At 74.7% G+C, this 25,100-nt stretch carries 22 protein-coding genes and 1 pseudogene; 7 read left to right on the plus strand and 16 right to left on the minus strand.

Annotated elements, in window-relative coordinates:
* Positions 1-47 precede the first annotated feature (47 nt).
* The 8 genes from IE287_RS10200 to IE287_RS10235 form a co-directional block, all read right to left on the minus strand.
* Positions 48-722 (minus strand): potassium-transporting ATPase subunit C, encoded by a 675-nt coding sequence (locus tag IE287_RS10200; RefSeq protein WP_189848605.1) that lies wholly within the window; start codon positions 720-722, stop codon positions 48-50.
* Between the two features lie 8 nt (positions 723-730).
* Positions 731-2,842, minus strand: coding sequence for a potassium-transporting ATPase subunit KdpB (gene kdpB / locus IE287_RS10205; RefSeq protein ID WP_189848606.1), 2,112 nt, complete (start codon positions 2,840-2,842; stop codon positions 731-733).
* The gene (gene kdpA / locus IE287_RS10210) at positions 2,839-4,503 is read right to left on the minus strand and encodes a potassium-transporting ATPase subunit KdpA (RefSeq protein ID WP_189848607.1); all 1,665 of its coding nucleotides are present in this window, start codon (positions 4,501-4,503) and stop codon (positions 2,839-2,841) included. Before kdpA ends, kdpB begins: the two co-directional genes overlap by 4 nt.
* An 8-nt stretch (positions 4,504-4,511) precedes the next feature.
* A complete protein-coding gene (gene kdpF / locus IE287_RS10215) occupies positions 4,512-4,601 on the minus strand; it encodes a K(+)-transporting ATPase subunit F (protein ID WP_033204243.1) in 90 nt (29 codons plus the stop codon).
* Between the two features lie 383 nt (positions 4,602-4,984).
* Complete coding sequence (locus IE287_RS10220) at positions 4,985-5,341, minus strand: SpoIIAA family protein (RefSeq protein WP_189848608.1); 357 nt, start codon at positions 5,339-5,341, stop codon at positions 4,985-4,987.
* Between the two features lie 266 nt (positions 5,342-5,607).
* The gene (locus tag IE287_RS10225; protein WP_189848609.1) at positions 5,608-6,093 is read right to left on the minus strand and encodes an SRPBCC family protein; all 486 of its coding nucleotides are present in this window, start codon (positions 6,091-6,093) and stop codon (positions 5,608-5,610) included.
* Between the two features lie 378 nt (positions 6,094-6,471).
* Positions 6,472-6,762: an SAV_915 family protein gene (locus tag IE287_RS10230; RefSeq protein WP_189848610.1), complete on the minus strand. Its 291-nt coding sequence runs from the start codon at positions 6,760-6,762 to the stop codon at positions 6,472-6,474.
* 392 nt (positions 6,763-7,154) lie between these two features.
* Positions 7,155-9,392: an RICIN domain-containing protein gene (locus IE287_RS10235; RefSeq protein WP_229883375.1), complete on the minus strand. Its 2,238-nt coding sequence runs from the start codon at positions 9,390-9,392 to the stop codon at positions 7,155-7,157.
* A 192-nt stretch (positions 9,393-9,584) separates the two neighbouring features.
* On the opposite strand from IE287_RS10235, the gene IE287_RS10240 reads away from it, so the two are divergent.
* Complete coding sequence (locus tag IE287_RS10240; protein ID WP_229883376.1) at positions 9,585-10,634, plus strand: LacI family DNA-binding transcriptional regulator; 1,050 nt, start codon at positions 9,585-9,587, stop codon at positions 10,632-10,634.
* 62 nt (positions 10,635-10,696) lie between these two features.
* On the opposite strand, the gene IE287_RS10245 is transcribed toward IE287_RS10240, so the two are convergent.
* From IE287_RS10245 to IE287_RS10255, 3 genes are all read right to left on the minus strand, one after another.
* A complete protein-coding gene (locus IE287_RS10245) occupies positions 10,697-12,916 on the minus strand; it encodes a choice-of-anchor A family protein (protein ID WP_189848612.1) in 2,220 nt (739 codons plus the stop codon).
* 73 nt (positions 12,917-12,989) lie between these two features.
* Entirely contained in the window at positions 12,990-13,988 is a 999-nt protein-coding gene (locus tag IE287_RS10250; protein ID WP_189848613.1) for a YhjD/YihY/BrkB family envelope integrity protein, read from the minus strand.
* Positions 13,989-14,113: 125 nt separating this feature from the next.
* Positions 14,114-14,905 carry a bestrophin-like domain gene (locus tag IE287_RS10255; RefSeq protein ID WP_189848614.1) on the minus strand — a complete coding sequence of 264 codons (792 nt, stop codon included), beginning with the start codon at positions 14,903-14,905 and terminating at the stop codon, positions 14,114-14,116.
* 296 nt (positions 14,906-15,201) lie between these two features.
* Between IE287_RS10255 and IE287_RS10260 the strand changes: the two genes are divergently transcribed.
* Positions 15,202-15,579, plus strand: a complete 378-nt coding sequence (locus tag IE287_RS10260; RefSeq protein WP_189848615.1) for a DUF1304 domain-containing protein — start codon at positions 15,202-15,204, stop codon at positions 15,577-15,579.
* Between the two features lie 52 nt (positions 15,580-15,631).
* On the opposite strand, the gene IE287_RS10265 is transcribed toward IE287_RS10260, so the two are convergent.
* Positions 15,632-16,525 (minus strand): alpha/beta hydrolase, encoded by an 894-nt coding sequence (locus IE287_RS10265; protein ID WP_189848616.1) that lies wholly within the window; start codon positions 16,523-16,525, stop codon positions 15,632-15,634.
* Between the two features lie 288 nt (positions 16,526-16,813).
* Between IE287_RS10265 and IE287_RS10270 the strand changes: the two genes are divergently transcribed.
* The gene (locus IE287_RS10270; protein ID WP_189848617.1) at positions 16,814-17,269 is read left to right on the plus strand and encodes a tellurite resistance TerB family protein; all 456 of its coding nucleotides are present in this window, start codon (positions 16,814-16,816) and stop codon (positions 17,267-17,269) included.
* Between the two features lie 280 nt (positions 17,270-17,549).
* On the opposite strand, the gene IE287_RS10275 is transcribed toward IE287_RS10270, so the two are convergent.
* On the minus strand, positions 17,550-18,488 hold the full coding sequence (locus IE287_RS10275; protein WP_189848618.1) for a M56 family metallopeptidase: 939 nt from the start codon (positions 18,486-18,488) through the stop codon (positions 17,550-17,552).
* 4 nt (positions 18,489-18,492) lie between these two features.
* Positions 18,493-18,969, minus strand: a complete 477-nt coding sequence (locus tag IE287_RS10280) for a BlaI/MecI/CopY family transcriptional regulator (RefSeq protein WP_189848619.1) — start codon at positions 18,967-18,969, stop codon at positions 18,493-18,495.
* Positions 18,970-19,126: 157 nt separating this feature from the next.
* On the opposite strand from IE287_RS10280, the gene IE287_RS10285 reads away from it, so the two are divergent.
* A complete protein-coding gene (locus tag IE287_RS10285) occupies positions 19,127-19,324 on the plus strand; it encodes a twin-arginine translocase TatA/TatE family subunit (RefSeq protein ID WP_373307826.1) in 198 nt (65 codons plus the stop codon).
* Between the two features lie 346 nt (positions 19,325-19,670).
* Here the strand turns inward: IE287_RS10285 and IE287_RS10290 are convergent, their stop codons facing one another.
* On the minus strand, positions 19,671-20,270 hold the full coding sequence (locus IE287_RS10290) for a TetR/AcrR family transcriptional regulator (protein ID WP_189848621.1): 600 nt from the start codon (positions 20,268-20,270) through the stop codon (positions 19,671-19,673).
* A 450-nt stretch (positions 20,271-20,720) separates the two neighbouring features.
* Complete coding sequence (locus tag IE287_RS10295; protein ID WP_189848622.1) at positions 20,721-21,962, minus strand: alanine racemase; 1,242 nt, start codon at positions 21,960-21,962, stop codon at positions 20,721-20,723.
* 312 nt (positions 21,963-22,274) lie between these two features.
* Between IE287_RS10295 and IE287_RS10300 the strand changes: the two genes are divergently transcribed.
* From IE287_RS10300 to IE287_RS10310, 3 genes and pseudogenes are all read left to right on the plus strand, one after another.
* Positions 22,275-23,606, plus strand: a complete 1,332-nt coding sequence (locus IE287_RS10300; protein WP_189848623.1) for a D-arabinono-1,4-lactone oxidase — start codon at positions 22,275-22,277, stop codon at positions 23,604-23,606.
* 64 nt (positions 23,607-23,670) lie between these two features.
* A complete protein-coding gene (corA, locus tag IE287_RS10305; protein ID WP_189848624.1) occupies positions 23,671-24,762 on the plus strand; it encodes a magnesium/cobalt transporter CorA in 1,092 nt (363 codons plus the stop codon).
* Positions 24,763-24,875: 113 nt separating this feature from the next.
* Positions 24,876-25,100: pseudogene (locus tag IE287_RS10310) on the plus strand (histidine kinase); the annotation flags it as partial.

Here is a 25,100-nt window from a genome sequence, read left to right on the forward strand (position 1 = left end):
GCACGGGTCCGCACCGGGCCGGCCGGCGGAGGAGCGGCCGGGGCGGTTCAGCCCTCGGCCGCCACGGTGGCCTTCAGCGCGACGTTGAGCTTCAGGACGTTGACCCGGGGTTCGCCGATGAAGCCGAGGACGCGGTCGTCGGTGTGGTCGGCGACGAGCTTCTCGACCTGCGCGACGGTGAGCCCGTTCCTCTCGGCGACGCGGTGGACCTGGAGCTTCGCGTACCGGGGCGAGATGTGCGGGTCGAGGCCGGAACCGGAGGAGGTGACGGCGTCGGCGGGGACGTCCGACGGCTTCACCTGGTAGTCGGCCGTGGAGTTGTCCTTCACCACGGCGGCCTTGGCGTCGGTCACCCACCGGATCAGGTCCTCGTTGTCGCCGGAGCGGTTGGTGGCTCCGGAGAGGAGGAGCGCGTACCGGGTGTTGACGGAGTTGGTGCCGAGGCCGTTGGAGGGGCGGGGCTGGAACCACTTCAGGTCCGGGGCCGCGGCCTCCTCCCCCTCCTTCAGGGGGAGGAGGTAGGTCTGGCCGATGAGTTCGGAGCCGACGGCCTTCCCGCTCGCGTCCTCGATCTCCGAGCCGTTCGCCTTGCCGGGCATGGTGAGCTGGGCGACGCCGGTGACGGCGAGCGGGTAGAGCACGCCGCAGACCAGGGTCAGGACGAGGAGGGCGCGCAGGCCCGCCCAGAGGACCCGTCCGGTGTTTCCTACGGAGTTGTTCATGGCGGCGATCAACCGATTCCGGGGATGAGGGAGAGGAGCATGTCGATGAGCTTGATGCCGACGAAGGGGGCGACCAGGCCGCCGAGTCCGTAGACGCAGAGGTTGCGGCGGAGCATGGAGTCGGCGCTGGAGGGCCGGTAGCGCACGCCCTTGAGGGCGAGCGGCACGAGGGCGACGATGACCAGGGCGTTGAAGACGACGGCGGAGAGGATCGCCGACTCGGGCGAGGCCAGGCCCATGATGTTGAGCCTGTCCAGCGACGGGTAGGCCACCGCGAACATGGCGGGGATGATCGCGAAGTACTTCGCGACGTCGTTGGCGAGGGAGAAGGTCGTCAGGGCGCCCCGGGTGATGAGGAGCTGCTTGCCGATCTCGACGATCTCGATGAGCTTGGTCGGGTCGGAGTCGAGGTCGACCATGTTGCCGGCCTCCTTGGCGGCCGACGTGCCCGTGTTCATCGCCACGCCGACGTCCGCCTGCGCGAGCGCGGGCGCGTCGTTGGTGCCGTCACCGGTCATCGCCACGAGCTTGCCGCCGGCCTGCTCGCGCTTGATGAGGGCCATCTTGTCCTCGGGGGTGGCCTCGGCGAGGAAGTCGTCGACACCCGCCTCCTCGGCGATCGCCTTCGCGGTCAGCGGGTTGTCACCCGTGATCATGACGGTCCTGATGCCCATGCGGCGCAGCTCGTCGAACCGCTCCCGCATGCCCTCCTTCACGACGTCCTTGAGGTGGATGACGCCGAGGACCCGCGCGCCCTTGTCGTCGCGCACCGCCACGAGCAGCGGCGTGCCGCCGGCCTGGGAGATCCGGTCCGTGAGCGCCTGCGCGTCCTCGGCGACGCTGCCGCCCTGCTCCTTCACCCACGCGACGACCGAACCGGTCGCTCCCTTGCGGACCTTGCGTCCGTCCGCGTCCACGCCCGACATGCGGGTCTGGGCGGTGAATCCGATCCACTCGGCACCGGACAGTTCGCCCCGGTGGCGTTCGCGCAGGCCGTACCCCTCCTTCGCGAGGACGACGATCGAGCGGCCTTCGGGCGTCTCGTCCGCGAGGGAGGAGAGCTGGGCGGCGTCGGCCACCTCGGCCTCGGTGGTTCCGCGTACGGGGACGAACTCCGACGCCCGGCGGTTGCCCAGCGTGATCGTGCCGGTCTTGTCGAGCAGCAGCGTCGACACGTCGCCGGCGGCCTCGACCGCCCGTCCCGACATCGCCAGCACGTTGCGCTGCACGAGCCGGTCCATGCCGGCGATGCCGATCGCGGAGAGCAGCGCGCCGATGGTGGTCGGGATCAGGCAGACGAGCAGGGCCGTCAGGACGATGAGCGAGGTCTGCTCGTCGGCGCCCGCGTAGATCGCGAACGGCTTCAGCGTGACGACCACGAGGAGGAAGACGATGGTGAGGGAGGCGAGGAGGATGTTGAGGGCGATCTCGTTCGGCGTCTTCTGCCGGGCGGCGCCCTCGACCAGGCCGATCATCCGGTCGATGAAGGTCTCGCCGGGCTTCGCCGTGATCTTCACGACGATCCGGTCCGAGAGGACCCTCGTACCGCCCGTGACCGCGCACCGGTCGCCGCCGGACTCGCGGATGACGGGGGCGGACTCGCCGGTGATCGCGGACTCGTCGACGCTCGCGACGCCCTCGACGACGTCCCCGTCGCCGGGGATGACGTCGCCCGCCTCGCAGACGACCAGGTCGCCGGGGGTGAGCTCGGTGCCGGGGACCTTCTCCTCGCCCGTGCCGTCCCGGGTGAGACGGCGGGCGACGGTGTCGGTCCTGGCCTTGCGCAGGGTGTCGGCCTGCGCCTTCCCCCGGCCCTCGGCGACGGCCTCGGCGAGGTTGGCGAAGACGGTGGTGAGCCAGAGCCAGGCGGTGATCGCCCAGCCGAACCGGTCGCCCGGGTTCCTCACCGCGAGGACCGTGGTGAGGACCGAGCCGACCAGCACCACGAACATGACCGGGGACTTGACCATCACGCGCGGGTCGAGCTTGCGGAGCGCCTCCGGGAAGGAGGCGAGCAGCTGGGCGGGGTCGAACAGCCCGCCGCCGACGCGTCCGGTCCCGGCGCTCCTCGCTGCGGGTGCCTCCGGCTCCGTGGGCCGGGTGGGGGTGACGGTGCTCATGCGGCGAGCCCTTCGGCGAGCGGTCCCAGCGCGAGGGCCGGGAAGTAGGTGAGACCGGCGACGATCATGATCGTGCCGACGAGGAGGCCCGTGAAGAGGGGCTTCTCGGTGCGCAGCGTGCCCGCCGTCTCGGGTACGGGCCGCTGCTCGGCCAGCGATCCGGCGAGCGCGAGGACGAACACCATCGGCAGGAACCGGCCCAGCAGCATCGCGATGCCGAGGGTCGAGTTGAACCACTGCGTGTCGGCGTTGAGCCCCGCGAAGGCCGAGCCGTTGTTGTTGGCGCCCGAGGTGAAGGCGTACAGGATCTCGGAGAAGCCGTGCGCGCCGGAGTGGGTCATCGAGTGCGCCGGGGTGTCCAGGACGAACGAGGCGGCCGTGAAGCAGAGGACGAGGGCCGGGGTGACCAGGATGTAGCAGGCCGCGAAGGTGATCTCGCGGGTGCCGATCTTCTTGCCCAGGTACTCCGGGGTGCGGCCGACCATCAGGCCGGCGAGGAACACCGCGATGACCGCCATGATCAGCATGCCGTAGAGGCCGGAGCCGACACCCCCGGGCGCGATCTCGCCGAGCTGCATGCCCAGCAGGGTGATGCCGCCGCCGAAGCCGGTGTACGAGGAGTGGAAGGAGTTCACCGCGCCGGTGGAGGTCAGCGTGGTGGCGACGGCGAAGAGCGAGGACCCGCCGATGCCGAACCGGGTCTCCTTGCCCTCCATCGCCCCGCCCGCGATGTCGAACGCGGTGCCGTTGTGGGCGAATTCGGTCCACATCATCAGCGCGGTGGAACCGATCCAGATCGCGGCCATCGTGCCGAGGATCGCGTACCCCTGCTTCAGCGACCCGACCATGCGGCCGAAGGTGCGGGTGAGCGCGAAGGGGATGACGAGGATCAGATAGATCTCGAAGAGGTTCGACAGCCCGTCGGGATTCTCGAAGGGGTGGGCGGAGTTGGCGTTGAAGTAACCGCCGCCGTTGGTGCCCAGTTCCTTGATGACCTCCTGGGAGGCCACCGCACCGCCGTTCCACTGCTGCGTGCCGCCCGTGAACTGGCCGACCTCGTGGATGCCGGAGAAGTTCTGGATCGCGCCGCAGGCGACCAGGACGAGGGCGCCGATCACCGAGATCGGGAGGAGGACGCGCACGACTCCGCGGACCAGGTCGGCCCAGAAGTTGCCCAGCTCGCCCGTACGGGACCGGGCGAAGCCGCGCACCAGCGCGACCGCCACCGCCATGCCGACCGCCGCCGACACGAAGTTCTGCACCGCGAGGCCGCCGGTCTGCACGACGTGGCCCATGGCCTGCTCGCCGTAGTACGACTGCCAGTTGGTGTTGGCGACGAAGGACGCGGCCGTGTTGAACGCCTGGTCCGGGTCGATCGACACGAAGCCGAGCGAGCCGGGCAGCGACCCCTGCACCCGCTGGAGCAGGTAGAGGAAGAGCACGCTCACCGCGGAGAAGGCGAGGACCCCGCGCAGATAGGCCGGCCAGCGCATCTCCGCGTCCGGGTGCGCGCCGATCGCCTTGTAGATCCACTTCTCGGGCCGGTGGTGCTTCTCCGAGGAGTAGACGCGCGCCATGTGGTCACCCAGCGGTCGGTACGACAGACCGAGCGCGACGACCAGCGCGAGGAGCTGGAGGATTCCAGCCAGGACAGGACTCATCTCGGCTCTCAGAACCTCTCCGGCTTGACGAGGGCGAGGACGAGATAACCCAGCAGGGCGGCGGCCACCAGCAGACCGACGATGTTCTCGGCGCTCACAGCCTGGCCACCCCCTTGGCGATGAAGGCCACCAGCGCGAAAACCGCGATCGTGGTGACGACGAAGGCCACGTCGGCCATCGTGAACTCCCGGAGAAGAAGGAAGAGCGAATTTCTCTGACGAGATGAGAAAACAGCCTTTCCGGCCGCTCGCCGGCGCCGTTGACGCCGTCCTGACGCCCTTGGAGCCCCTCTTGACGCATCCCCTACGCGACGGGGCGACGCCCTGGTTCCGCGGGGCGCGGCCCCGCTCCAGGGCCTCGGCGGCCCCCCGGTCCTCCGGGCCCGGAGAGGGGGCGGGCGGTCACGGCGCGGGCCTCGTCGCGGCCGTCCTCCCGGAGCCGGTCCACCGCCCCTGACCGCGGTGGCCGCGCCCGGAGGCGGTCAGGACGCCACCCACGCGGTGGCCTCGTCGCGCCGCGCGAGGGGGAAGACCTTCGTCTCGCCCGGACTCATCCAGCCGAACAGCGAGGTGAGGTGGGACATCCACTCGACGTCGGTGACCAGGGCGACCCGCTTCCAGGCCCGCAGGTGCTCCGCCCCCATCCTCAGGTCCTGCCACACGGCGCCGCCGCTCATCCCGTCGAACTCCGGGACGACGAGCAGGAAGCGGACCTCACCGGCGCGGGCGGCCCCGGTGAGCGCGGGGATGACCGTGTCGCGGTAGTCCTCGGCGGAGATCCTGCCGTCCACCTCGAATCCGACGACGCCGGCGGGCATGGCCTCAAGGCTCCTGATCACGGCGTCCCTCGTTCCTCTTCCCCCCGGGCCGCCCCGGGGCCGTCCTCCGAGCCTTCCGCCTCCGCGCCGCCCCGGCAGCGCGGCGTACGCCGGACGGGCGAGGCCCGGACGGCGCGGGAGCCGGCGCGGCGCGGGAGCCGGCGCGGCCGGCGCGTGGCGGTGGTCGGGCGGAGGGGTCCGGTGGGCGGGAGGGCGCGCCGGGGGGCGGGGAGGACGCGGCGGTGGGCGACGCGGGCGCGGCGGTGGCCGGGCGGGCTTGCCGGCGGTCAGGCGGGCTCGGCGGCCGTCTCCGCGATGCGGAGCAGGGTGGTGCGGATGCCGGCGCTGTTGACGGCCACGCGCCGCGCGGGGTCGGTTCCGGCGAAGAGGGTGCCGAGGAGTTCGGCGGCCCGGGCGCGGAGGCCCTCGGTGCGCAGGTCCTGCCAGAACTCGGTGAGGCGGGTGCCGTCGCCCTCGGGTTCGAAGCGGTAGCCCCAGCGGGCGATGGGGAGGCCGAGGACGCCGACGTCGAAGACGAACTCCCGGTCCGGGACGGCCCGGGTGACGCGGCCGAGGGTCGGCCAGGCGAAGGGGCCGCGCCGGTTGAGGCCGACGAAGCGGGTGCCGGGGCGGGCCGGAGGGCGGGGGACCCAGACGTAGCGGCACTCGGGGCTCCAGCGGCCCATGTTGCGCAGGTCCGAGACCAGTGCGTAGACGTGCGCCGGCGGGGCGTCCACGACCACGCTCTCCTCCAGGCTCCACCGGCGGTCCATCGGGCGCTCCCCTCGTGCGGCACGGACGGCCGCCCGCCCGTTACTCGCCGGTACGGTAACGGACCCCGGGGCCCCGGGAACAGGGCCCCGGGGCCGGCTTCCGGCCGCCGGGTCCCGAACGCGTGGCGCGCCGCGGGACCGGGGCGGGGCCCGAGACCGGAACCGGGACCGAGACGGGGACCGAGGTGGCGGCGAAGGCCGGAGCGGCCGTCGGGTGCTCCCGGAGGCGGGAAGGAAGGACGGCCCCGTCCCGGACGGGGCGGCCGTCCCGGACGGACGGGACGGCACGACCGCCTCACGAGCCGCCGGCCGCCGCCGACTCCCCGATGCCTCCCCGATGCCTCTCCGGCGCCTTCGTCGCCCCTCCTGGCGGGCCCTCTACGCGACCGGGGCGCCGAGCGCCGCGTCTATGCGCAGCTCACGGACGCCGAGCGGTTCGACGAGGGCGCGGAGCGCAGGTTCCGCGAGGACGATCCACGGCTGCGCGGCGCCCAGGACCTCCGTCAGCCGCGCCGGGGCGCTGAAGGCGACGGCGGTCCGGTCGCCGACCGGTGTGCGGAAGAGCCGGGGCACGCAGCCGCCGGGGCCCGGCCTGACCGGCACGCAGAGCCGTCGGGCCCGGGGCCGCTCTCCGGGCCCGGCGTCGTCTCCGCGCAGGGCGTCTTCCATGGTTCCTCCCGAGGCATGGCAGGGGCCCCCGTCGCGGTCGCGCCGGGGGCGTCTCCCCGGACCTGTACCCGGCGACCACCCGGAGCGACCTCCTCCGGGCGCGCCCCTGAAGGAATCTCCCGTCGCCGGCGGGCGGGTCGCCCCACCGCCGGCGCCCCGCCCCCCGCACGTCACCCGGGCGCACCGCCCCGGACACGTCTTCCCGGTAAGCCGCCCCGATGCATCGCCCCGGTACGCCGACCCGACGCATGACCCCGGGGCGTCCTCGCGGTACGTCACTCCGGCAGGGCCGCCGCGGGCTCCCGCACGGGCGGCGCGGCCGCCGGCCCCGGCGGGAGCGGGAGCGTGGCCCTCCCGCCGGGGCCGGCGGTCGCGGAGGGGACGGCTCCCCGTCAGCCGACCGTCCAGCGCTGGAGGGCGCTCCCGGTGTCCGGCTGCTGGGTGACCCGCGCTCCGTTCGCGGTGGAGGCGGTGGTCAGGAGGAGGCCGCTGGCGACCGAGGCGACGGTGGAGGTGCCGTCGGGGAGGCGGGTGATCGTCCAGCGCTGGTTGGCGCCGCCGTGGCAGGTCCACTGGATGACCCGGGCGCCGGCGGCGGTGGAGCCGCCCTCGATGTCGGCGCACTTGCCGGAGGAGACGTTGCGGAGCTCGTGGCCGCCGCCGGCGCGGGGCGTGAGCGTCCACTTCTGGTTGGCGCCGTTGTTCGGGCTCCAGGTGACGAGTCCGGTGCCGTCGGCGGAGCCGCTGTCCGGGTTGTCGAGCGCCTTCCCGCCCGCGGTGAGGGTGACGGTCCGCGGCGCGTCGCCGACCGGGGTGAGGGTGAGGGCCTGCTCGGCGGCCGTGCGGCCCGCGCCGACCGGGGAGCCGGTGGTGTCGGTCCAGCTGCGGGCGGGGGTGGTCTCGGCGGCCCGGGCGGGGACGCCGGAGAGTCCGAGGACGAGGCCGCTGTACCGGTTGACCAGCTTGACCGTGCCCGTCGGGGCGTTGTCGGCGGCGGAGGCGCCGCGGACGACGAACCAGTCCTGTCCGGTGCCGGAGGCCGCCGCGGTGACCGTGGGCTTCGTGCCCCACGCGCGGGTGGCGGGGCCGGTGGCGGCGACGCCGAGCAGGCCGCCGGTGGCGGCGTTGGCGACGCGGTAGGAGCCGTCGCCCTTCGCGGTGAAGGTCCAGCTCTCCAGGGCCGCGCCGGTGGGGGGCGCCGACGTGGTGCCGGACCCGCCGGCGACCTGGGCGAGGACCCGGCCGTCCGCGGTGGCGACGCGGTAGGTCCGGCCGGTGTCGACGGGGGCCGCGGGCGCGTTCGTCCCGACGCTCAGGTTGACGTATTCGGCGCTCGAACCGCCCGAGCAGCCGAAGGAGCAGTAGGCGCGGAAGTCCTTGCCGACGATGCCGGAGCCGGTGCGGTTGCCCGCGTCCAGGAACCAGCGGTACCAGGAGGCGGTCCGGTAGCCGCCGGTGTCGCCGAGCCGGAACCACTTCTGGGTGGTCAGGTCGGCGGTGGCGTACAGCTCCTGCGGGGCGTTGCCGCTCTGGTCGACGGCCTGCGGTTCGCCGATGTACAGGCCGAGGTAGGCGTTGTAGGTGATGTCCATGACGAAGAGCGGGGAGGTGGCGGGGGTGAGTCCGGCCGCGACCTGCCGGCTCACCGAGCCGGCGCTCGCGGGGTCGTACTCCTTCTCCTTCGGCACGTAGCCGGTGGTGCTGCCCGCGCCGACCGGGACCATCGTCGACTCGCGGCCGCCGACCCCGGGCTGGGTCCAGGCGCCGTCGTACCACTTGCGCCACGAACCGGGCGCCATCTTGCCGGAGATGGGGGCGCGGGCGACGTGCCCGTAGAAGGCGGCCCAGCCGCCGCCCTTGTTGACGATCCGGGAGCCGTAGAAGGCGTAGAAGTAGCCGGAGGCGGTGTCCACGAAGAGCCGGGGGTCGCCGGTGCCGTAGTGGTACGTCTGCTGCGGGAAGGCGGCGGTGTCGCCGCGGTCCGTGCTGTACGGCGAGGTGATGACGTGGCCCTCGATCTTCCAGGTCCGGCCCTGGTCGGTGGAGACCGCGTAGTCGATGCCGTCGTAGTGGATGCCGTCGGCGAAGGGCTGCGGGGTGAACTCGTTGTGGACCAGGCCGTACCAGTCGCCGGTGTCGGGATCGACCCACATCCCGGTCAGGTCGCAGTAGTTGCGGTGGGCGTAGCCGCTTCCGGCGGGCGCGGCGGTGGACTCCACGCCGGTGGGGCTGTTGTTGCAGCGCGAGGTGGTGTCGTTGTTGCGGTCGGCGGGGTCGGCCGGGTTCACCGCGTCGCTGATCGCGGCGGAGCGGTCGGCGGAGTCGAAGTCGGTGCCGGTGTAGAAGGTCCACTTGCGGGGGTCGTTCGCCCCGTACAGCGCGTGGGCCTGCTGGTAGTAGAAGGTGCCGTCCTTGTCGATGTACGGACTGGCCGGGGTGTCGTCGGGCCGGTTCCACGTGCCCTTGGCGCCGACGGTGACGGTGTAGGTGGCGGTCGCCGCGGCGGGGGCCGGTGCGGCGGGGACGGGGCCGGCGACGGCCGGCGGGGCGGTGGCGAGGGCCGCGCCGCCGGTCGCGGCGAGGACCGCCGCGACGAGCGTGCGCACGAACCGGTTGCGCGAAGGGTGCACGAGTACTCCCTGGGGTGGAGGAGTCGGGCCGCTGGTGGCACGGACCCTAGAGCGCATTTGACCGGTAAAACAAGAGGCCCGGCTCCGCCGGATTCCTTCGTCCGCAAGGGAGTTGAGGCACACGGCGGTCCGGCGGAGCGGCCGTCGGCGCCTTGACCGCAGGTGGGGGCCCGGTTACGTTGCGAGCCGGGCGTGATCGACGGGCGGGGCGGGGACGACGGGGGCGTCATGGTCACCATGCAGGACGTGGCGCAGCGGGCGGGCGTCACCAAGCAGACGGTCTCCAACGTGGTCACCGGGCGGGTGGCGGTGCGCCCGTCCACGGAGGCGCGGGTCCGCGCCGCGATCGCCGAACTCGGCTACGTGCCCAACCTGGTGGCCCGGTCGCTCGCCACCGGCAGCAGCCGCACCGTGGGCCTCTTCGTGCCGACCGTCTCCACGCCCTTCTACGCGGACGTGGTCGAGGAGGTCGAGGACGCGCTGGAGGAGCGCGGCTACCGGCTGCTGCTCTGCACCACGCGCCTCGACGGCGAGCGCGCCCGGCGCCACCTCGCCGCGCTGGCCAGCCGGTCGGTGGACGCCCTCCTGATCGCCGGCGACCAGGGCCTCACCGGCCATCTGCCGCTCCTCGCGGACGCCCGCTTCCCCGTGGTGCTGTGCGCCTGGGAGGCCGAACTGCCGGACGGCTTCCCGGTGGTGACGGTCGACTACGAGCACGGAGGCCACCTCGCCGGACGGCACCTGCGGGAGCTCGGGCACGAGCGGGCCCTGGTCCTGGCCAGCCCCGCGCACACCGTCCGCGCCGCCGGCTTCCGGCGGGCCTTCCGGGAGGACGGCGTACCGCTCCCGGACGACGCCGTGCGCACGGCGGCCGAGCCCACCTTCCAGGGCGGTCTGGCGGCGGCGCTCGACGCCCTGCGGTCCCGTCCGGAGACGACGGCGCTCTTCGCCACCCACGACGTCCTCGCGGTCGCCGCCGTGGAGGCCGCCCGGATCCTGGGCCGGACCGTCCCCGACGACCTGTCCGTCGTCGCCCACGACGACACCCCGGCGGGCCTGCTCTCCGGCACGGCGCTCACCAGCGTGGTCCTCCCCCAGCGGGAGATGGCCCGCCGGGCCGTCGGCCTCGCCCTCGGCGCGGCGGCCTCCGGAGCACCGCCGGATCCGCGTCCCCGGCCGCTGCTGCCCGCCCTCGTCCCCGGCCGGAGCACCGCGCGCGCGACGCCGCCGGGCGGCCCCTGACGCGCGCCGGGGCGGGCGGTGGTCGCCCACCGCCCGCCCCGGGGCGTTCTCCGTGCCGTACGTCAGACGGTCGTGCCGCGCCGTCCGGCGTCGGGGCACTCGTCGCCGTAACCCTCGTCGCCGTAGCCCTCGTCCCCGTAGCCCTTCGGCTCACAGGGGTCCGGGCCCGGGCCGGGGTCGTCGCCCCGCTCGTTGTCGAGGGAGACGAAGACGGCCTCCTGCTCGGCGCTCACCACGTGCGGTCCGCTGACCGGGTCCGCGGGCAGCGCGTAGCCGTCGGGGGCGTCGGTCTCCCGCAGGTAGTATGTGCCGTGGTCGAGGTCGCCGAAGCCGCACAGGCCGGCGAAGCCGGTGGTGCAGGGCGCGCCGACCCGGGTGTCGCGGTCGGTGCCGGTGGTCTGGAGCCCGGCCACGCCGTTGGTCTCCTCCCACAGCTCGAAGACGGCTCCGCGCAGCGGCATGCCGCTGTCGGCGTCGGTCTTGAGGAGCCGGATCGAGCCGGTCCCGGGTGGGATCGGCGTCCGGGTGTTGGCCGCCTCGACGGTCACGCCGGCCTGCGCGTTCTGCTCGGTGAGCACCAGCGGCCCGAAGACCGGGTTCGCCGGCAGGTCGTACCCGGGCGGCGCCTGCGTCTCCTGCCAGTAGTAGGTGCCCGTCCCCACGGTCCGCGCACAGACGCCGTTCGCACCGGTCACGCACGGCTCGCCCACCGCCGTGTCCGGGTCGGCGCCCCCGGTCTGGAGACCGGCGACGCCGTTGGTCTCCTCCCACAGGCGGAAGGTGGCCCCGCCGAGGGGGTCACCGCTCTCGGCGTCCTCCTTCACCACCCGGACCTCGCCGGTGACGGCGGTGGCCTCGTTCTCCGCCTCGACCTGCACGCCGGCCTGCGCGTTCTGCTCGGTGAGCACCAGCGGCCCGAAGACCGGGTTCGCCGGCAGGTCGTACCCGGGCGGCGCCTGCGTCTCCTGCCAGTAGTAGGTACCCGTCTCCACCGTCCGCGCACAGACGCCGTTCGCACCGGTCACGCACGGCTCGCCCACCGCCGTGTCCGGGTCGGCACCGGTGGTCTGGAGACCGGGAACGCCGTTGGTCTCCTCCCACAGGCGGAACGTCGCCCCGTCCAGCGGGTCACCGCTCCCGGCATCGGTCTTGAGGACCCTCACCTCACCGGTCACGACCGTGGGCGTGTTGCAGTCCGGGAGGTCGCCGGTGAAGGGGTAGGCGTGGAACTCCTGGCCGCCGCCGCCCCCTTCGGCGCTGGTGTGGGTGAGGGAGCCGGTGGTGAAGAAGCGCCCGTTGATGCCCGGCAGGCTGACGGTCGTGGCGGACGCCTGGTTGCCGATGAGGAAGCTGCCCTGGAACTGGCCGGTGCCGGCGAGGTCGACCGCGGTCGCGTCGGGGAAGTTCCACAGCAGCCGCTCGCGGTAGGCGTTGAGCCGGTCGGTGGAGTCGGCGATGCCGCCGCTGTAGGTGCGCAGGGTGCGGTCGGCGCCGAGGACGTTGACGAGGATCGTCGCGCCGGCCGGGATGCCGGCGAAGACGATGCCCTGCTGTCCGTCGTTCGGGCCCTCCATGTCGAAGTCGACGTTGAAGATCTGGAGCGGGGAGGTGCCGTCGCCGGTGAAGAGCGTCTGGCCGCCCTGGTTCACGGCGGTGCCGGTGGGGGTGCGCGGAGCACCGTCGACGCGCGCGTAGCACTGGCTGGCGGCGGTCAGCCGGTCGCGCAGCCCGGCGAAGGGGACGGTGGCGTCGTCGTCCTGTTCGAGGGTGGCCGCGACGTTGCCGGTGACGGTGCCGGCGTGGCGGACGACGCCGTCCTCGGCCAGGAGCTGCTGGCCGGTGGCGACGGAGACGTTCCCTCCGGTGGTGAGCCAGTCGGAGTCGACGTCCGGCGGCACCCTGGAGCCGACGCCGGCCTCTCCCAGGTTGTAGACGCCGGCCTCGGCCTTGTTCATGTCGAAGTCGCCGAGGACGACGACGCGTCCCTCGGCCTCCGCGGCCCGGCCGCGGACCCGGAAGTCGTCGCCGACGTAGATGTTGACGGCGTTGTCGCGGCCCTGGATCTCCCCGTTGTCGATCTGCGGGAAGGGGCTGGGGCAGCCGGGCGGAGCACCCGCGACGCAGGGGCCGAGGCCGCCGGGCAGTCCGGCGGCGGCCGCGGGGACGGCCGCGGGGCCGAGCACCAGGGCGGGGACGGACGCGAGCGCCAGGGCGCAGGCGAGGCCCGTCGACCCGGCGCGCCGCCGGGGGCGCGCGGGGTGGCGAGTCGAGTGGTTCGTCATGCGGGGAGTCTCCGAGCGCGGCGGGGGGCCCACCACTCGTGCGGCCCGCCGTTGCGCCGGTCAGGGCGCGGGGTCACTCGTCGGGCCGACCCGGCCCCGGCCCCCGTTCCGGATCCGGCTCCGACTCCGGCCCCGGCTGCGGCTCCGGTTCCCGTCCCGGCTCCGGCCGTGGCTGTGGCTCCGGCCGTGGCTGTGGCTCCGGCCGTGGCGTCCGTCCCGGCTCCGGCGCGCCGGCCGGGCGGATCCGGTCGGTGCCGAGGAGGCGGGCGAGGGCGGGTTCCCACGCGAGTACGGCTCCGATGGTGAAGGCGAAGGTCAGCGCGGCGCAGACGACGATGAGCCAGGACAGCAGGGTGAGGACGAGGCCGAGGGAGCCGTACTCGGCGAGGGCCCGGTTGAGCGCGCCCGGCATGTAGAAGCGGGCGGTGATGCCGAGGACGGTGGAGGCGACGGCGCCCAGGAGGGCGCCGGGCAGCAGCGGCAGCCAGGGGACCCGGTTGGCGAGGAGGAGGTGCTGGGTCCAGAGCCAGACGCCGGTGGCCAGGAGGAAGAAGAGGGGGAGGCCGAGCCAGGCTCCCGCGCCGAAGCCGTCGCGGATGGGCGCCTGGAGGAGGACGACGAGGACGAGGGCGAGCAGCCAGACCGCCCACCGCCAGGCGGCGATCCGGGTACCGGCCTTGGGCAGCCCCCAGGCGCGTTCGCAGACGCGGGCCATGGCACGGCTGAAGCTGGTGGCGGAAACGAGGGCGAGCAGCGCGCCGACGGCGCCGGTGGTCTCCCGCACGCCGTCGGCCGCGGACCGGTCGAAGACCTGCTGGAGTTCCTGCTCGGACGCGCCGGTGAGGCCGAACATGGCGCGCAGGGAATCGCGGAGCTGGTCGCGCACCGGGGCGGGGGCGAAGGCGGCGAGCGCGAAGAGGAGCGGGACGGCGGCGAGGAAGGCCTGGGCGGCGAGGCGGGTGCCGGCGTCGAGGAGGTTGCCGCCCATGAGCCGTTCGGTCAGTTCGGTGAGGACCGGGAAGCGGCGCTCGGCACCGGCGCGGAGGTCCCGTGCCCGGGTCTTCCACTCCATCGCGTCTCCCGCCCCCCGCCGGTCTCCCCCGCCGCGGGCGGCGGGCCCGCCGCCCGCGCGGCCGTTCCCCGCCATGAGACGGCACGGGCCGGGTTCCGGCCACCCGGCGGCGGCCGGACGGGGGGTCAGCCGGTCCAGTAGCGGGCGAGCGCGCCTTCCCTGTACGGGGCGGGGCTGACGCTCAGTTCGCCGGCGAAGGGACGGTCGAGGACGAGGACGAGGAGCAGGCTGAAGCCGATCAGCGCGGCGACCGAGGCGACGAACAGCACCTGGATCCGCAGCCGCCGCATCCCGTACAGGAAGGTCAGCGGGACGAGGACGAGCGCGCCGCCGAAGGCCAGGACCTGGAGGAGCGGCGGGAGTTCCTGCTCGGCCATGGTGATCCGGGCGCGGCGCTGCGCGGCCACGTCGTTGAGGTGGGAGACGGCCTCCTCGTAGAAGACCTCCTCGCGCGGGGTCTTCGGGTCGTAGGCCTGGAGCACGTCGAAGGCGTCGACGAGGCTGCGTTCGGTGGCACCGTACTGCGGGCGGCCCTCGCGCATCAGGGGCCACTGGTGCTCGACGACGGCGTGGACGTAGTCGCTGAGGGCCGCGTCGAGGTCGGCGCGGACCTGCGGCGGGAAGGCGGCGGCGTCACGGGCGATGAGGGCGACGTCGGTGGCCTCGGCGGCGACGATGGTCTGGGTGCTCTCCAGCTGGGTCCAGAGGGTGACGATGACGAAGGCGAGGATGATCCCGTAGATCGCGCCGAACATCCCCAGGGTCACGCCGACCATGTCGTTGTGCTCCCCTTCGGCGAGGGAGGGGTGGCGGCGGCGCAGCAGCACGCTGCCGGCGACGGCGAGCACGACGGTGCCGCCGACGAGGACGACGGCCAGGGTGAAGGAGCTGAAGTGGTTGAGCAGCCAGAGCGACATGTGCGCGGAGTGTAGGGATCCGGCGCACCCGCTCCGGACCGCTGCCGAGGCGTACGCCCCCGGCGTACGGGGAGAGTGCACACCATCGGGTGACCCCGCCGGACGCCCCGGTGACCGCCGTGGGGGGTACGGCGGTGCCGTGGGGGTACGGCGGCACCGGGAGGGGTCGTGGTCGCCGGGAGGGGCTCTGGTCGCCGGGAGGGTCCGTGGTCGCGGGCTGGGCCGACCGGATGGACGCGCGGCCGTGCGCCGCGCGACGGCGTTCCCGGCGCCCCCGCTCGTACGACCATGCGGGCATGCACATCGTCAGCCAGGTGTTCGCCCTGATCGCCGCCGCCGTCCACCTCTTCGTCTGGCCGCTGGAGAGCTTCCTCTACGGCCGGCGGGCGTGGGTCCGGGAGTTCCTGACGGGGAGCACGGCGGACGCGCCCGAGGTCCGTCTCTGGCGGTTCAACGTGGGCTTCTACAACCTCTTCCTGGCCTGCGGCATGATCGCCGGCGTCGTGGCGCTGCACCTGGGGCACGAGACCGTCGCCCGGACCCTGGTCGTCTACGTCGCCGCCTTCATGACCGGCGGCGGGATCATGCTCCTCGTCTCCGATCCCCGGCTGTGGCGGGGGTCGCTGGGCCAGGCCGTCCCGGGCGTCGTGATCCTGGTCGCCGAACTGGCGTGAGCGGCGGGACCGCCGCGGACGGTGCCCGCGACGGTCCCGCCGTGCCGGTCCGTCAGGCCGTCGGCCCGCCGGAGCGGGTCAGTCCGGCGAGGAGGTCGGCGAAGAGCTCCGGGCGGTTCCAGTAGCCGACGTGGGAGGTGGGCAGGGTGTGCACGTCGAAGGGGTGGTCGGGGGTGAGTTCGTCGGCCTTGCGGATCATGTGGTCCTGGACGGCCGGGGTGAGGCTGCGGTCGGCGGAGAGCCGGACGTAGGTGTGGGGCACCCGGCGCCACGCCTCGGGCCGGACCAGCGCGGCCGGTTCGAGGACGCCGTGGTTCTCGTCGGCGTCCAGGGTGTCGAGGAAGTGCCGGAAGAGGTGGTCGGGGGCGTCGGCCATGATGGCCTCCTTCAGCGCGGCGAAGGCCTCCGGGTCGGTGTGGGCGCGCCGCCAGTCGAGGCGGACGACGCCGGGGTCGCCGCCGGGCACCTCGTACGGGACGGCGATCCGGGCGACGGCCGCGTCCAGGAGGTTCTCGTCGACGACGTCCCACGGCTCGGTGAGCATGGCGGGGTCGGCGAGGCAGAGCGCCGACAGGTAGACGACCCGGTCGACGAGCTCGGGGACGGCGTTGACGACGCCGGTGAGGGTGAGGCCGCCGAGGCTGTTGCCGGCGAGGACGACCGGGCCGTGGCCGGCGAGCCGGCGCAGGACGCCGGCGACGTGCCGGACGTTGTCGGCGAGGGTGACGCCCTCCATCGGGGAGGCCTCGCGGGCCAGGCCGGCACCGTCGGGTGAGGGCCGGTGGTAGGCGGCGGGGCCGGTGGCCCCGGCACCGTGGCCGGGGAGGTCGACGGCGTGGGAGCGGTGGCCGCGCAGGGCCAGCTCGTCGCGGAGCGGGGTCCAGGCACGGGCGTTGCTGGAGCCGCCGTGCACGAACACGAACGTGGGAAGCGCGTCGATGCGCATGGGAGGGATCCTCGTCATCCTGAGGCGGAAGGTGGACGCGTGGACCTCGGGACCGGCGGGCGCGCGGGCGCACGCGGAAGGGCACGGGCACGGGCTCGGTGGCGCGTGCGCGTGGGGGGGCCGGACCGCGGTCAGCGCGCGGAACGGAGCCGGATCGCCCGGAAGTTCTGGATGACGGAGCACATGGCGCCGACCGTAGCAGCCGTCCCCCCGCGCCCTCGAACCCTTTTCCGCCCTGGTAACTTCTACAACACTGTAGAAGTTCGACCGAGGGAGTGTGAGCCGACGATGGCGCTGTGGGACCGGATCAAGGAGTCCGCCTCGACCATGCAGACCCAGCTGACCGCGCGGAAGAACGAGCTGACCAGCGGGGCCTTCCGGGACGCGAGCATGGCGATGTGCGCGCTGGTCGCCGCGGCCGACGGCACCGTCGACCCGGCCGAACGGCGCCGCGTGGCCCAGCTGATCGCCGCCAACGAGGTGCTGCGGAACTTCGACGCGGCCGACCTCCAGCAGCGCTTCGACGCCCAGCTCGACCGGCTCGCCGCCGACTTCGACTTCGGGAAGGTCGCCGTCCTCCAGGAGATCACCAAGGCGAAGAAGAAGCCGGCCGAGGCCCGGGCCGTGGTCCAGATCGGCATCGTCATCGGCGGCGCCGACGGGCACTTCGACCCCACCGAGCAGGCCGTGGTCCGCGAGGCGTGCTTCGCGCTCGCCCTGCCGCCGCACGAGTTCGACCTCTGAGCGCACGCGTTCGGCCTCCGGCGGGGCGGGTTTGGCCTCCGACCGGGCGGGGCCGGCCTCCGGCGGGGCGGGTTTGGTCTCCGACCGGGCGGGTCCGACCCGGTCGGAGGCCGGGCGCGGGCGCCCCTGCGCGTGCTCGTCCGCTCCGGCGGCAGCCCGCCCGGCGGGGCGTGCGTCCGTCCGATCGGGCGGGAGCGTCCGGCGGGGCGTGCGTCCGTCCGATCGGGCGGGAGCGTCCGGCGGGGCGCAAGCCCGACCGGGCGGGGCCGGCCGGCGGGTTCTACAGCGGGGTCGCCGCCTTGAGGACCGCGTAGAGCGTCACCGCCGAGTTGGCCGAGGCGAGCGCCGAGACGACGGCGCCGACCAGCGCGCCCCACAGGGCGAGGCCGACGGCGGTGAAGGCCGGCGGCCAGGCGCGCGGGGCCGGGGGCGCGCCGAGCAGGGCGGCCACCCGGCGCGGCACCGGCCCGGCGACGGCGAAGGCCGTCAGCGGCGCGGGGCCCGCGCCGCCGGAGGCCAGGGCGGCCCGCCCGATGGCCCGCGCCACCACGCGCCGGCTGCCGATCCGTACCGCCGCCTCCTCGTCCGCCCACCGTTCGGCCGAGTACGTGACCGCCGTCCGCAGCGGGCGCAGGAACGGGTTGGCCGCAGCGGCCAGCCGCGCGACGAGCAGCAGCCGGTCGTGCCGCCCCGTCAGATGCGCCCGCTCGTGGGCGAAGAGGGCCCGCCGCTCGGCGGGACCGAGCCGGGCGAGCATCCCCCGGCTGACCACCACCCGCCCCCGGCGGCCCGTCGCGGCCGGGAGGGCGTAGGCGTACGGGGACGGGTCCGGCAGCACCGCGACCGGGCGGTCCGGCAGTCCGGCGAGGGCGCGGGCGGCCCTCCGGCGGACGCCCCGGTGCCGCAGCAGGACCCGGCCGCAGACCGCGACCACCGCGAGGAGCGCCGGGATCGCCGCCCGGCCCGCGATCTCGTCGTACGGCAGGACCGCGCGCACCTCCGGGTCCGACCAGGCGTCCGGGAGCGGGTTGCCGGGCAGCTGGGCGGTGCCGACCACCATCAGGAGGGCGAGGCAGAGCGTGCTGCACACGCCGAGCACGGCGGCGACGGCGGTGAGCAGCCGGGTCGCGGTGCGGGGATGGAGGTGGTGCTCGGCGAGCCGGGCGACGGGCCACGCGGTGAGCGGCAGCACCAGCGGGAGGAAGACGAGGAGGCCCACGGCGTCAGCCCTCCCCCGCCCGGCCGGCCCCCGGCCCGCGGCCCTCCGGCCCACCGGCCTCCGGCTCCCCGCCACGCGGTGCCTCGTCCTCCGCATCGGCGCGGGCCAGGAGCTCCCGCAGGAGCTGTTCGTCGGAGGACGGGAGGGTGGTGACGAAGCGGGTGAGGACGGCCTCCCGGTCGCCCTCGCCGTCGAGCAGCCGGCGCATGCGGAGGGCGGCGAGCCCGGCCTCGTCGGCGACGGCGGTCCACTCGAAGGACCGGCCCACGCGCTCGCGGGCGACGGCGCCCTTGGCGTGCAGGCGCGTGAGGATGGTGATGACGGTGGTGTAGGCGAGTCCGCCGCCGAGCCGCTCCCGCACCCGGCCCGCGGTGACCGGCCCTCCGGCGGCGCGGACCGCCGCGAGGACCTGGACCTCCAGCTCGCCCTGGCCGCGCCGGCGCGCGCCCGGCTCCGCGTCCCCGTCGTCCCGCTTCTTCATCCGCCGTCCCCCTCGCCGTTCCCGGCCGCTCGCCCGGACCACCCGGGTGCGCTTCATCGTTCGGGGGGTGACCCTACCCGCTCCTTCTACGCCCCTGTAGATTGACGCGGGTCGGACCCGTGTCCCGTCCCCCGCCAGGAGTGTCCCCGTGTTCGGTATGAGCGAGATCGCGATCCTGCTGGTCGTCGTCGCCCTGGTGGTCGGCGCGAGGAAGCTGCCGGAGCTGGCCCGCAACGCCGGGAAGGCGAGCCGCATCCTCAAGGCCGAGGCCCGGGAGATGAAGGCCGGCGACGCGCCCCGCGAACCGGCGGCCACGTACACCGTCAAGGAGACGCGGACCGCCGAGGACCGCTGACACCCCGGGGCCGCCGGGGCCGCCAGGGCCTCCGGACGCCGGCCCCATCGGTCCCAGGGGCCCCATGGCCCCGTGGGCCCCACTGGTCCCACCGGCACGGGAGCCGACGTCGCGCACCGGTCGGGAGAGCCGATCGGCAGCGCACCGGCCGCGATCCTCCTGGCATACGGTGCCGATCCCCACCTCGCGGTCGACGGCGGGGCCGCCTGCGACGTGGACCGCACGCTCCGCCATGGCATGGCGATCAGGCCGATGGATCGGTTCGGCACCGGCCGGACCGAACGGAAAGCCCGATGCGGCGGGGTCCGCCGGCGGCGGCTTCTGCCGATGACCGGCCGGCCGCCCCCTAGGAGCGGGGCACGGCGACCGAGGCGAGGTAGCGGGCGTACTCGTCGAGGGCGGCGAGGGCCTGCTCGTCGTCCCGGTCGATCAGCCAGGTGAGGGTGAGGCCGTCGAGGACGCCGAGGCCGTGCCGGGCCAGGACCGCCGTGTCCACCGTCCAGACCAGGCCGGCCGCCCGGGCCATCGACTCCAGGTGGGCGCGGTTCACGTCCAGGTAGTGCCGGTACTGGCGGCGGGCGAGGTCGGCGAGCCCGGGCCGCCGGAGGGCGTACTGGGTGACCTCGTACGTGACCAGGTGCTCGTCCGGGCGGGCCCGGACCTGCTCCCAGTAGGCGCGCAGGATCGCGCGGACCTTCTCGAAGGGGGTGGCGCCCTCGGGGTGGGCGAGGCCGGCCGGGGGGAGGTTGCGCTCCATGATCCGCTCGATGACGGTCTGGAACAGCTCCTCCTTGGAGCGGAAGCAGTAGTGGAAGGCGCCGAGGGGCACCCCCGCCTCGGTGACGACCGCGCGGGTGGTGGTCTTCGCGACCCCGTCGCGGATCATGACCCGGATCGCCGCCTCCGCCAGCTGCTCACGGCGCTCGCCTGCGGAGAGTCGGGGCATGGGCGGGCTCCTCGGGGCGGGACGGGACGGGGCGGCGGTGAGATGGGGCGGGGGCGGGATGAGGCGGGGTGGCTGCGGGCCGGGTCAACGTACCGCAGGGGAGGCGGGGACGACCGCCCCCACGGGCAGAGCCCCGTGCGGACCCGGCCCGCACGGACCCGGCCCGCACGGACCCGGCCCGCACGGACCCGGCCCGGACGGACGCCCTCCCTGAGGGGCGCCGTCCTCGGCGGGCGGGCCCCGGCGGGGGCGGGTCCGGGTCCCGGCCGGCGCGGGTCCCGGCACGCAGGGCGGCCCGTGAGGGCCTCGGGTCTCGACGGACGCGCCCCCGGCGGGCGGGTCCGGCCCTGGCGAGCGGAGGCCGCGGGCCCGCCGCCCGGGACCCGTGGCGGCCGCGGACCCGGCGGGCGGAGGCCGCGCGGCCGGGACCCCGGGGCGCGCCGGCGCGTCCTACAGGAAGGCCATGCCCTCGCCCCGGTAGGTGGGGACGGTGGCCACCACCCGGTCGTGCTCGACGAGGTGGAGGGCGTCGACCCGTTCGCAGAGCTCGCCCGCCTTGGCGTGCCGGAACCAGACGCGGTCGCCGACCCGGAGGGAGTCCGCGGCGGGCCCGGTGAGCGGGGTCTGCACCTCGCCCGCGCCCTCGGCGCCGAGCATGCGCAGCCCCGCCGGGTGGACCGGGACCGGGAGGCGGTCCGGGCCGGGGGCTCCGGAGGCGGTCCAGCCCCCGCCGAGGACGGTGACGTGGCCGGGGGCGGGGCGCCGGACCACCGCGAGCGCGAAGAAGGCGGCGGGCAGCGGGCTGAAGCCCCGGTAGTGGTCGAAGAGGGCGGGGGCGTACAGCCCGGAGCCGGCGCCGAGTTCGGTGACGGCGGGCTCGGCGGCGGTCGTCTCCAGGCTGCCGGTCCCGCCGCCGTTGACGAACTCCAGCGGGGCCACCTCCCGGACGGCGCGGACCGCGGCGGCACGGCGGGCGCGCAGCTCGCGGACGGAGACCCCCTGCACGACGCGGACGGCGGCGCGCATCGGGCGGGCCTGGGTCGGCTGGGCGTCGCCGACGCCCGCGATGTGCCCCTCGTACGCCATCACCCCGACCAGCCGCAGGCGCGGGCGGGCCACGACCGCGCGGGCCAGCGCCGCCGCCTGCGCCGGGGCGTGGAGCGGTGAGCGGCGCATGCCGACGTGGACGCGTCCGCCGAGCAGCCGGAGCGAGGCGTCGAGGTCAAGGCAGACGCGCACCGGGGGGCCCGAGGGGCCGATCGCCGCGGTGATGAGGTCGAGCTGTTCGGGCGAGTCGACCATGACGGCGATCCGGGCCGCGGCGTCCTCGTCGGCGGCGAGCCGGCGCAGCGCGTCGGTGTCGGCGGTCGGGTAGCCGACGAGGAGGTCCGCGCCGGGGTCGTGGGCGGCGAGCCAGAGCGCCTCGGGGAGGGTGAAGGCGAGGATGCCGGAGAAGCCCGGGCGGGCCAGCACGTCGTCGATGAGGGCCCGGCAGCGGAGCGACTTGCTGGCGAGGCGGATGGGCTTGCCGCCGGCCCGGCGGGCCATCTGGGCGGCGTTGGCGCGCAGGGCGCCGAGGTCGACGACGGCGAAGGGCGGCTGGAGTCCGGCGGTCGCCTCCTCCAGGTCGGCGAAGCCCGTGGGGCGCGGGGCGGGCGCGGCGGCTGCGGCGTCGGGGCGGGCGCTTGCCATGGGGGCGGCCTTTCCTGGACCTCTTCGGGGGCGGGGGACCCCTGCGGGGGACCCCTGCGGACGAACCTGACGGGGCGGACCTGACGGGGCGAACCCGGCGGGCGTACCGGCGGGCGGACCTGACGGGGCGTATCCGCCGGACGGACCCGGCCGGCGTGCCCGGCGGGGCTGCGACGCCGCCACGGTCTCTTGGTCGTCCGTCCAAGTCAAGCCTCCGGGACCCTTGACTTGGACGGTTGACCAAGTCCACCCTTCCGGACAATGAGAACCGGCGGTAACCCGCCACCGTCCGGCCCGAAGGGAACGCCAGGCATGAGCGGCAGCGAGAACGGCAGCGTGTGGCGCAACTGGGCCGGCAACGAGGAGGCCCGCCCCCGGCGGGTGGTGCGCCCGGCCCGCACCGAGGAGGTCGCCGCCGCCGTGAAGGACGCGGTACGGGACGGACTGCGGGTCAAGGCGGTCGGCTCGGGGCACTCCTTCAGCGGCGTCGCCGTCGCCCCGGACGTCCAGCTCCGCCCCGACCTGCTCGACGGCGTGGACGCGGTGGACCCGGAGACCGGGCTCGTCACCGTCGGCGCGGGGATGCCGCTGTGGAAGCTGAACCCGCTGCTCGCCTCGCACGGCCTCGCCCTGGAGAACATGGGCGACATCGACCGGCAGACGATCTCGGGTGCGATCTCCACCGGCACCCACGGCTCCGGCATCCGCTTCGGCGGCATCGCGACCCAGGTCCGCGGACTCGAACTCGTCCTCGCCGACGGGTCGGTGACGGTCTGTTCGCCGACCGAGCGGCCGGAACTCTTCGCGGCGGCCCGGGTCGGCCTCGGCGCGCTCGGCGTCCTCACCAAGGTGACCCTCCAGACCGTCCCCCTCTACGCCCTGCACGCCCAGGACGCGTCGATGCCGGTCGCCGAGACCCTCGGCCGGATCGACGAACTCGTGGCGGAGAACGACCACTTCGAGTTCTTCTGGTTCCCGCACAGCGAGACCGCGCTCACCCGCCGCTTCCGCCGGCTGCCCGGCGACACGCCCCTCTCCCCCATCGGCGCCTTCTCCAAGCGGCTCGACGAGGCGGTCAGCGGACCGGGCTTCGAGGCCCTGAACCGGCTCGGCACCCGGGTGCCGGGCCTGGTGCGGCCGATCACCCGCTTCGCCGCGCGCGCCATGTCGTCCCGCACCTGGACCGACCACGCGTACCGGATCTTCGCCTCGGTGCGCGACGTCCGCTTCCACGAGGGCGAGTTCGCGATCCCGCGCGAGCACGCCGCCGAGGCGCTGCGGGAGCTCCGGGCCTGGATCGACGCGCAGGGGGAGCCGGTGTCGTTCCCGCTGGAGGTCCGCTTCACGGCCGCCGACGACATCTGGCTCTCCACCGCGCAGGGCCGGGAGAGCTGCTACATCGCCTTCCACCAGTACCACCGGATGCCCTACCGCCGGTACTTCGACGCCTGCCGGCGGATCCTCGGCTCCTACGGCGGCCGGCCGCACTGGGGCAAGATGCACGACCTCGGCGCGGCGGAGCTGCGGCCGCTCTACGAGCGCTTCGACGACTTCGTGGCCCTCCGGGACTCCCTCGACCCGGGCGGCGTGCTGTCCAACCCCTACCTCGACCACGTCCTCGGCACCGCCCCGGCGGCGGACTGACGGGCTGACCTGGTACGGCGCACGATGGCACACTGTCCCCTCGGTCTGCCGAAGGAGTACCGCCGTGTCCGTCATCCAGCGCCTGCGCACCGCCGTCCGCCGGACCTACCGGCGGACGGTCGACCTCAGCCACCCCGCCCGCTCGCCGCTCGGCAGCGCGGTCGTGAACTGCGTGGTCTACGTCGACGGCGTGCGGCGGACGGTGCGGGGCGCGGGCGCCGAGGACGCGCTGCGGTACGTGCGCCGGGGCGGCGACGGCTTCGTCTGGATCGGCCTGCACGAGCCGGCGGAGAAGGAGCTGACGGTGCTGGCCGAACTCTTCGGGCTGCACCCGCTGGCCGTCGAGGACGCGGTCCACGCCCATCAGCGCCCCAAGGTCGAGGAGTACGACGGGGTGCTGTTCGCCGTCCTGAAGACGGTCCGGTACGTCGAGCACGAGGAACTGACCGCCACCAGCGAGGTGGTGGACACCGGCGAGCTGATGGCCTTCGTCGGCCCCGACTTCGTCATCACCATCCGCCACGGCGGGCACGGCTCCCTCGGACCGCTGCGCGAGGCGCTGGAGGCGCTGCCGGAGCAGCTGGCGAAGGGACCGTCGGCGGTGCTGCACGCCGTGGCGGACCACGTGGTGGACGACTACCTCGCGGTCGCGGACGCGGTCCAGACCGACCTGGACGCGATCGAGAACGCGGTCTTCACCGACCAGGCGGACCGCCGGGACGCCGGGCGGATCTACCAGCTCAAGCGGGAGCTGCTGGAGCTGCGGCGGGCCGTCGCGCCGCTCTCCCGCCCGCTGACGGCGCTCGCCACCCGGCCCATGCCGCTGATCGACCCGGAGATCCGGGCGTACTTCCGGGACGTCACCGACCACCTGGCGCGGGTGACCGAGCAGGTCGCCTCCTACGACACGCTGCTCGACTCGGTGCTCCAGGCACACCTGGCCCAGGTCACGGTCGCGCAGAACGAGGACATGCGGAAGATCACCGCGTGGGCGGCGATCGTCGCCGTGCCGACCATGGTGTGCGGGGTGTACGGCATGAACTTCGAGCACATGCCGGAACTGCGATGGACCTACGGCTACCCGGTGGTCCTCGGGGTGATCGCGGTGGCGTGCTTCACCATCCACCGGGGCTTCCGGCGCAACGGCTGGCTGTAGCGGAGCACGCGCCCCTCCCCACCGCCGTCGCCCGCTCCCCGTCGCCCGCCGCCCGTCGCCCGCCCCCCGCCGCCCGCACCACTCACGGGGCGACGCCGTCACCCGTAACCGGACTCGCCCCGCCCGCCATCGCCGCCCTCTGCGTCGCCGTCTTCGTCCGCATGGACCGGCAGACGGAGCGGCAGCGGGCCCTCATCGACGACCTGATCCGCACCCGGCGCGAACTCGCCGCCCTCGAACGGCGCGAGGGCACCCTCGCCGAGCGGCAGCGCCTCTCCATGGAGATCCACGACACCCTCGCCCAGGGCCTGTCGAGCCAGCAGATGCTGCTCCAGGCC

It is taken from the genome of Streptomyces omiyaensis, from assembly GCF_014650895.1.
GTDB lineage: Bacteria > Actinomycetota > Actinomycetes > Streptomycetales > Streptomycetaceae > Streptomyces > Streptomyces omiyaensis.

What these genes read in the sequence shown, in the direction of transcription:
- IE287_RS10270 (WP_189848617.1), top strand. Translation starts at nt 16,814, where the DNA reads ATGGCGCTGTGGGACCGGATCAAGGAGTCCGCCTCGACCATGCAGACC.
- IE287_RS10250 (WP_189848613.1), bottom strand. Translation starts at nt 13,988, where the DNA reads ATGGAGTGGAAGACCCGGGCACGGGACCTCCGCGCCGGTGCCGAGCGC.
- IE287_RS10230 (WP_189848610.1), bottom strand. Translation starts at nt 6,762, where the DNA reads ATGGAAGACGCCCTGCGCGGAGACGACGCCGGGCCCGGAGAGCGGCCC.
- IE287_RS10245 (WP_189848612.1), bottom strand. Translation starts at nt 12,916, where the DNA reads ATGACGAACCACTCGACTCGCCACCCCGCGCGCCCCCGGCGGCGCGCC.
- IE287_RS10265 (WP_189848616.1), bottom strand. Translation starts at nt 16,525, where the DNA reads ATGCGCATCGACGCGCTTCCCACGTTCGTGTTCGTGCACGGCGGCTCC.
- kdpB (WP_189848606.1), bottom strand. Translation starts at nt 2,842, where the DNA reads ATGAGCACCGTCACCCCCACCCGGCCCACGGAGCCGGAGGCACCCGCA.
- IE287_RS10280 (WP_189848619.1), bottom strand. Translation starts at nt 18,969, where the DNA reads ATGAAGAAGCGGGACGACGGGGACGCGGAGCCGGGCGCGCGCCGGCGC.
- IE287_RS10200 (WP_189848605.1), bottom strand. Translation starts at nt 722, where the DNA reads ATGAACAACTCCGTAGGAAACACCGGACGGGTCCTCTGGGCGGGCCTG.
- IE287_RS10225 (WP_189848609.1), bottom strand. Translation starts at nt 6,093, where the DNA reads ATGGACCGCCGGTGGAGCCTGGAGGAGAGCGTGGTCGTGGACGCCCCG.
- IE287_RS10290 (WP_189848621.1), bottom strand. Translation starts at nt 20,270, where the DNA reads ATGCCCCGACTCTCCGCAGGCGAGCGCCGTGAGCAGCTGGCGGAGGCG.
- IE287_RS10300 (WP_189848623.1), top strand. Translation starts at nt 22,275, where the DNA reads ATGAGCGGCAGCGAGAACGGCAGCGTGTGGCGCAACTGGGCCGGCAAC.
- IE287_RS10285 (WP_373307826.1), top strand. Translation starts at nt 19,127, where the DNA reads ATGAGCGAGATCGCGATCCTGCTGGTCGTCGTCGCCCTGGTGGTCGGC.
- IE287_RS10260 (WP_189848615.1), top strand. Translation starts at nt 15,202, where the DNA reads ATGCACATCGTCAGCCAGGTGTTCGCCCTGATCGCCGCCGCCGTCCAC.
- kdpA (WP_189848607.1), bottom strand. Translation starts at nt 4,503, where the DNA reads ATGAGTCCTGTCCTGGCTGGAATCCTCCAGCTCCTCGCGCTGGTCGTC.
- IE287_RS10295 (WP_189848622.1), bottom strand. Translation starts at nt 21,962, where the DNA reads ATGGCAAGCGCCCGCCCCGACGCCGCAGCCGCCGCGCCCGCCCCGCGC.
- IE287_RS10255 (WP_189848614.1), bottom strand. Translation starts at nt 14,905, where the DNA reads ATGTCGCTCTGGCTGCTCAACCACTTCAGCTCCTTCACCCTGGCCGTC.